Consider the following 7,083-nt stretch of genomic DNA (forward strand, 5'->3'; position numbering starts at 1 on the left):
GGGCCTTCGGCGCCGTCCAGGTAGCAGTACTCCACCGTGTCGACCTGCGCATTGCTCGCAGCCAGGTACCAGGCGGTGGTGCTGTTGCCGTCCAGCAGGGGCTCGACGATGGGCTCCAGCGAGGTGCGGCCGCCGCTGCGGAACTCGTTCACATCTGCCTGGCGGGCCGGCACGTAGTTGCTGCTGGTGAGCTGATAGGCGGTCTGCTCGAGGGACGCGGGCACGATGAGGTAGCTCGGCGCGATGCCCAGCTCTTCACCGGCCAGGCCCTTTTGCAGGCGCATGGCGGTGCGGCCGGCCGACAGGGCTGTGAACTGCAGAGCGCTGCCAGCACCGGTGCCCAGGTTGCCGTGATCCGCGTGGAAGAGCGTGGTGCCGTCAGACAGCGCCGCATTGGCCGTGAGCTGGGCGTAGACGAGACGGTTCTCCAGACGTCGGGCGGCAAAGCCGAAGGCGCTCACCAGGCGGTCAAAGGCCCGCAGGTCGTCGTTGATGATGGCCTGGCGCGACAGGGACACGATGCGGCCATAGGTCAGCACCTGGTAGGACTCGGCGCCGTCCTTCATCGAGCCGTACTTGAATTCGCCGTGTTCATTGGTGCGCAGCAGGTCGGGGGCGGCCGAGAGCGCGGTGATCGTGATGTTCTTGAAGTCGGGCGCATTGGGGGCGCGGCGGGCCCAGAGCGCATAGGTGCCGGGGTTCTCGTCGTAGGCACTGCGCAGGCGCTTGTTGGCCACGTTGGCAAACAGCGACGGAAAGTCGCTGGTGGTGTTCATGCCACCGGCTCGGAAGTGCAGCATGCGGGTGGCGAGCGTCAGGCGGTCCATGCCGCGGGTGCTGACGCCGTGGCCCTCCAGGAAGTCGCGGCCCAGCTCTAGCAGGCTCATGCCCCGGTACTGGCGACCGTTGTCGTCCAACTGGGTTTGCGCAGCGACGCGGTGCAAGATGGCCTGCTCGATGCCGGCCATGCGGGTTTGCATCTCATCGCGCACGGTTTGGATCTGGCCGCCCTGCCCGCCCTGGACATTTCGGTGGCCACCGCTGGCCGCGTCGCGGCGGGCCAGCTCATCGAGCACCGAGCTGCGGGCCTGCTCCACCGAGTTGCCCGAGCGAATCAGGCCAGCGGCCAGGTGGGCCACACCATGGCGGGCACAGAGATCGGTGATGTCGGCGGCGGCAGAAGCTGCGGCAATGGCTGCTTGAGCTGCGGCATCAGCCTGGCTGCGCTGAGCGACGGTGCCGGCTTCAGGGGCTGCGGACGAGGAGGACGAAGAAGCGGGGGCCGTGGCGGTGCTGCCGCCGGCATCAGTGCTCTGAGGCATGGAGGAATCCTTTCGGGTTTGGGTTTCGGCGGAGAGGCCCACCGTGGGCAGGGAATGGGCGCGGGTCTCGATGAACTCGCAGGGGAAGGTGCGAAGCTGGAAGGCCTGGTCTGAGGGGGCTGCGCCATCGGCGCCAGGGGCAGAAGTCGCACCAGCAGCACCAGCACCGGAGCGGATCTGGCTGTCCATGTCGGCGGGGATGGGCACCAGGGAGACCTCGTAAGGTTCCCAATCGACCACGCGGTAACGCCACAGCTCGCCCTCGTTCGCTGGGGCCACCATCTCGATGCGATGGCGCACATAGCCCACCGACACATTGCGGATGATTCCGTCAGCCACGTCTTGCACGTAGCCAGCCACCGACTCACGGCGCGAGAAGGTCGCGCTGCAGGTGCCTTGGCCGTTTTGAATGATGGGGTTTTCGACCACGCCGAGCTGGGCCTCGAGGCTCCACTGGCTGTGGGTGTTCAGGAGCGGCGCCCCCCGGCGCAGACGATCCAAGCGGATAGCGCCCTCTTCCACCACCAGTTCTTCGACATAGGCCCGGTCGCGGAACCAGTCAAAGCACTTCACGCCCGCACCGGTGGTGAAGACGATTTGCGCGGTGGCGAGGGGGGAGGAATCAGGGGCGGAGTTGTCCGCCTGTGAGCGCTGGAAACCGCGCAGTTCCATCTGGCGGCCAGCGAGTGGCAGGGCCTCGCGGCGGGTCTGGATCTCAGGGGTTGGGGTCTCGGACATGCACTGATCGTGCTGTCCGAGTTGTCGCATTTCTAGGGGAAAGTGCGACGATTTATTGGGGTCGCAAGTACCGTCGGGTAATTCCCTCAAACCACACTTGAGAAATCAACCCGTTTTTTCTTATGCTGCTAATTTGAAAAATGACTGAACATGGCTTCGCCGAAGTAGAATCAATTTGTAACATTTTTTGGGGATGCAAATGAAGTTTCGGAACTTATTGGCAATGTTGGCTTTGGTTACCGGCGTAGGTGCAGCACAGGCAACCTACACCGTCAATATTGTCCAAAACGGCGCGAACGTTGTGATGACAGGGAGCGGCTCAATCGACACGACTGGCATGACACTGTCTGTGACAAACTCGTCTTGTGCGAACGGGCTCATCACACCTTCCGCCTTGTGCATTGGAACTGCTCCCGCCGGCCTCATAGGAACTGGAATTGCATCAAGTGTGACGGGTCTGACCTCTGGCGCTGGTACGAGTGCGGACGCGGCAACTGGTTCTCCAGTCTATGCAGTTGGTAACACGTTGTATCTGCCCGCCGGCTACGTTTCGCTCAGTCCGATTTCTAGTTCGTCGACTTTCAACGGGAAGACTCTCGCGACGCTAGGGCTGACCGCAGGCACAACCAAGACCATCACGCTCACATCGGGAGATACCATCGTCGTGACTACGGGTACTGTTGCACCAGCCACAGTTCCCACGTTGAGCGAGTACGCGATGGCCGTGCTGGCCGCCGCGATGGCCATGCTTGGCCTGGTTGCGATGAGACGAAAAATGTCCTGAGTGACAGTAGTTTCTGGATCAGGGCACCTTAGGGTGCCTTTTCTATTTCGGGTCCAGCATGCGTCCACACCGGATCAACACAAGGTCGCTTGAACAAGCGGAAGGGCCATAACGTTCGAAGTTGCACTCGTTCGAATCAAGGCCCATTTTTCCCGTTTTGCACCGAATCTTGCTGCTGCGCGATCCCCATCGTCCGCCCCTTCTGCAACATCATCAAAAAGTCCAGCGTGCCATCCCGCTGCAGCCTCTCAAAGTCGGCCTTGTATTCCGTAAAGAACAGCTCCGGCTCCATGCCCCTCCGGCGCAGACTTTCACTGATGGTGCACAGCCCGCCCGCAATGGCATCGAGCTCGGCCGCCACGTCCTGCACCGGGTTCACATAATCCCATTTCGGCGTCGCCCAGTCGCAAGAGTAATCCGGGTGCTTCAGGATGTTGGCCAGCACCGCCGCATCAATGAAGGCTCGCCAGATCGGCTCGCACAGCCCCGGGATCAGCGTGAGCCACTGCAATTGCTCCGCGTTGCGCCGGTACTCCAGGATGGCCACGCGGGCGCTGCTGAAGTTCACCTCACGCACGTCCCCGGTGAGCATCTCGTAGGTGATGCCCATGCCGGCCGCGATCAGATGCAGTTGTAGCTTCACGTAGTCCACATAGCCCGGCACCGCAGTGGGCTGGACGGTCGTGATGTTCAGGCCCGAGGGGACCTGGATGATGGAGCCACTGCTCAAGGTGCCCAGGTCGCCTGATTCGGATCTCTGGTCTGGGGTACGCTGATCTTCTGGGCCCAGCGGGCCCATGGAGTTCACATCGCCGCTGGCGATCACCGACAGGCGCGATTCGAGGTTCTTGCGCTGGGCTTCGGCGTCTTCGTAGAGCTGCAGGTCGCGCACACGGCTGATGACGGGTGCCAGGCGGGTGAAACCTCGGCCCTGCCCTGGCCGCTCGGGGTTGAAGAGGTGAATGATGCGTTCGGCCGGCACCGGGCTGCTGCTGGTCCTGGCCATGCGCGGGCCCAGGACTTCACCCGGGTGCTGGTCAAACAGCCAATAGGCCACCCGCTTGCCCAGCGGGTCGTACTCGATGCCGTTGATGATGGTGTTCGGCCCATGGGTTCCCACCTTGGCGCTGTCGAGCCAGTCGATCTCCAAGAGCTGGAGCTGCAGGGGCACGGGCAGGCCATCGCTGGGCCGGCGGGCCCGCAGGCGCACCAGCACCTCGCCGTCTTGCTCCATGGCCCGGTAAGCAGCGGCCTGCAGGCCGCCCAGGTTACGCACCCCATCCGCGTCGGCCACCTTGGCCCACTCCTGCCAGAGGGCGGTGATGCGCTTGGCATCTTTGCCCAGGCTGCGCGGGTTGATGCCGGTTCCGATGACGTTGGCCACCATCGAGCCCAGGCCCCGCGCGACGTAGGGCGTGTTCTTGACCAGGGAGCGGGCCCGCACGCGCAGCGTGGCGGCATCGGCCCGGTGGTCGGTGTCAGCGCTGGCCCCGGCCCGGCGGGGCCGCCAGCCGTCGCGGGTGCTGGCCCCTTCGTAGGCCCGCTGCAGCAGCTCACGGGCTTGGTGGCGGCGCAGACCGGCCTGGGGGTTGAAGGCGCCGATCAGGCGATCCAGAAGGTTGGCCATGGCGCTTACTCCCGCGAGGTGGAGAAGCCGACACGCCAGGCGCCGGGGTTGCGGGGCGAGCTGGCACGGGTCAGGAGGCTGGCGATGTGCTCGCGGGCAGACTTGAGCTCGCCTATGCTGCGGTAGCGCACCTTGCGCAGGCCGTTGGGGCCGTGGATCTCCACTTCCAGCTCGCCGGTGGCAATGGCGGTGTCGATGTTGTCCAGGTCGGTTTGGGTGTAGGCCATAGGGGGTAGAGGTGGAGGTGGAGGTTCAGAGAGTTGTCCGGCCAACTTATCCAGACTGCTGTCGCATTTCCAGGGGAACACGCGACGATTTGCGCTTGGGGAGCGAGCCCTCAGCGCCGGCTGGCCTTCTTCACCACGCGGTAGACCGTTGCGCGATTGATGTTGAGCTGGCGGGCCACTTCTTCAGCATTGCGCCCATTGAACAGGCGCAGCACCTCTTGCTGTCGCTGCCGGCGAGCCGCCCGCGGCTTCATAGGGATGTACCAATCGAGGCCCCCGAACTCGGCCCGGATATTGGCCTTGAGGTGGTCAACGTCTCGGAGGGCCTGGGGCAGCTCTGCCTCAAGGTAGGCAAAGATCCGATCCACCAGGTCGGGCTCTGGGGTGGCTTTGGTGGTGCTGGGTTGAGGGGTGCTGGTTTCAGGGGTCATCGGTCAGAGCGGGTGTGTGTTTCTGGCTATCTCACGGTCCTATCTCGCAGCCCTATCGGGCCGTCGCCAAGGCCTGCGCATACGCCTGGCGGTAGTTGTTCAACAGGTGCGCATCCGCAATGCGCTGCCCCACCGTCTCAAACGCCAGGCGCTTCCTGTAATTGGCCGCCGTCACGTAGATCAGCACCGGGGTGACCTGGCGGCCCATGAACTCGCGCTGGTACACGCCGGGGCGCAGGCCCTTGGCACCCGGCATCACGACGAAGAAGCGCCCACCAGCCCGGCGCTGGGCGGCGATCTTGCTGCGGGCGTCCGTCGACATGTTGCGGGTGAAGCCCGCGGTGAGAGTGACCCGCAACTGGCTCAGGATCTGGATGATCTGGCCCGCGCTCATGTTGCCGAAGGCATCGAGCCGGGCACCGGCCCCGGGCACCGCGTACCAGCCCTTGGGCATCTGGCCGGTGATCTGCAGGGCGCGTTCAAAGCGCTTGAGGGTGCGTTGCCCGCCCACGATGTGGGGCAGCATGTAGCGCGTGGCCGGCGTGCCCGCATTGGACGTGGCCCGTTCGTCCTTGAGCCAGACCGTGGCCTCCAGGTTTTGGGAGGTGGCGGCCCGGATGAAGAGGCTGTTCAGGGTGTAGGGCGTGGGCCGGTCGATGGTGCGCTGGATCTCGGAGCGCAGACCATCGCGCACCTGGGTGGCGGTGGTGTTGAGGGCGATTTTCAGGGCAAAGCGGGTTTGCTTGGCCAGCTCGCCCACCAGCCGGGCGGGGTCGGGGAAGTTGATCTGGGCGTGGATTTTCATGAGGGTGAATTCGTGAAGGCTTGGGGTCACCAGGCGCGGGTGAAGGTGGGGGCCGGGGATCGGCGGCGGGCGTAGCCGCGGTCTTGGGGTTCTTCGGTGCGAGCCGGGCGCGATTCATTGACCACCGAGATGGCCGGGGCCGGCGTGTTCGTAGGTTTGGGCACGTTCGGCGGCAGCGGAGCACTGAACAGGTCCGCATTCACCGGCTGCACCGCGGCCTCGATCTGCTGCCACTTGCGGTCGCTGTGGTGGTGCAGCCCGATGCTCATGGCCGAGTGCAGGGCGTAGTTGCGGCAGTCCAGCACCTCGTTGCGCGGGCGGCGCTTGACCCAGCGGTAGGTGTCGCGCCCATTGAGCTTGGCCAGGATGCGCTGCTCGGCCGTGAGCTGCTCGAACCATTCGCGCGGCAGGTCCTGGCTGAAGTGAACATAGCCCGGGCCCGGGGTGGCGATGGCGAGCTGGCCCAGCAGCAGGTCTTTGGCTGTGTCGACCCCCACGTTCCACAGCTTCACGCCCTGGGGCCATTTCTGGCCATTCCAGTTGATGTCCTGGATGCTGGCCGGGCCCAGCACCGGCACGCCCTCTTCGCCTCGGCCCTTCACAGCCCTGAGGCACGGGAGCTGGTGCTGGTTCTTGCGCACCCAGTTGTACACGGCCTGGGTCTGGTCGCTGGAGTCGATGGAGATGCCCGACAGGCCCAGGCTGCCCGCGTGATACGCCTGGGGATACCGGCGCTGCAGGTAGGTGGTGACCTGCTGCCAGTCCTCTTCGCTGGCCGGGTTGCCTTCGATGATGTGGTGGTCCACCGGCCAGGACTCCAGGCCCCGGGCCCAAGCCCAGACGGCAATCTCCCAGCGGTTGCGCTGCACGTCCACGCCTGCGGTGAGCACCAGGCCGCCCACGGGCACCTGGCACAGGGGGAAGGCTTCGGCCCGGGCCTGCAGGGCGTGTTCGTCGCTGCGCTCGCCTTTGACCTCCCAGGTCTCGCCCAGGGTTTCGTTGACGAAGAGCTGCATGGGGCCTGGGTCCCCCTTCTCCAGGGCCGAGACAGCCTCTTCAAACTCTTTGACGATGCTGGCCCAGCTGCGCTGGGGGCTGTAGGCCGCCCAGACCTGCACGCCCAGGGTTTTGGGGGGCCGGGTGGGCGTG

7 protein-coding genes are annotated in these 7,083 nt (G+C 65.0%); 1 reads left to right on the top strand and 6 read right to left on the bottom strand.

Annotation, left to right across the window (positions count from 1 at the left end):
- Positions 1-2,060, bottom strand: a 2,060-nt coding sequence (locus F624_RS0131500) for a prohead protease/major capsid protein fusion protein (protein ID WP_019578344.1), incomplete at its 3' end; no start/stop codon positions are given.
- Between the two features lie 199 nt (positions 2,061-2,259).
- Between F624_RS0131500 and F624_RS34560 the strand changes: the two genes are divergently transcribed.
- Positions 2,260-2,844 carry an IPTL-CTERM sorting domain-containing protein gene (locus F624_RS34560; RefSeq protein WP_169426747.1) on the top strand — a complete coding sequence of 195 codons (585 nt, stop codon included), beginning with the start codon at positions 2,260-2,262 and terminating at the stop codon, positions 2,842-2,844.
- 136 nt (positions 2,845-2,980) lie between these two features.
- Here the strand turns inward: F624_RS34560 and F624_RS0131515 are convergent, their stop codons facing one another.
- From F624_RS0131515 to F624_RS0131535, 5 genes are all read right to left on the bottom strand, one after another.
- Positions 2,981-4,471: a phage portal protein gene (locus F624_RS0131515; RefSeq protein ID WP_019578347.1), complete on the bottom strand. Its 1,491-nt coding sequence runs from the start codon at positions 4,469-4,471 to the stop codon at positions 2,981-2,983.
- 5 nt (positions 4,472-4,476) lie between these two features.
- The gene (locus F624_RS33070) at positions 4,477-4,698 is read right to left on the bottom strand and encodes a phage head-tail joining protein (protein WP_019578282.1); all 222 of its coding nucleotides are present in this window, start codon (positions 4,696-4,698) and stop codon (positions 4,477-4,479) included.
- Between the two features lie 110 nt (positions 4,699-4,808).
- The gene (locus F624_RS0131525; RefSeq protein WP_019578348.1) at positions 4,809-5,129 is read right to left on the bottom strand and encodes a Mor transcription activator family protein; all 321 of its coding nucleotides are present in this window, start codon (positions 5,127-5,129) and stop codon (positions 4,809-4,811) included.
- A 52-nt stretch (positions 5,130-5,181) separates the two neighbouring features.
- On the bottom strand, positions 5,182-5,934 hold the full coding sequence (locus F624_RS0131530) for a hypothetical protein (protein WP_019578349.1): 753 nt from the start codon (positions 5,932-5,934) through the stop codon (positions 5,182-5,184).
- Between the two features lie 26 nt (positions 5,935-5,960).
- On the bottom strand, positions 5,961-7,083 hold a 1,123-nt coding region (locus F624_RS0131535; protein ID WP_019578350.1), incomplete at its 5' end, for a terminase gpA endonuclease subunit.

Origin of the sequence: Curvibacter lanceolatus ATCC 14669, from assembly GCF_000381265.1 — a bacterium.
Taxonomy (GTDB): domain Bacteria; phylum Pseudomonadota; class Gammaproteobacteria; order Burkholderiales; family Burkholderiaceae_C; genus Curvibacter; species Curvibacter lanceolatus.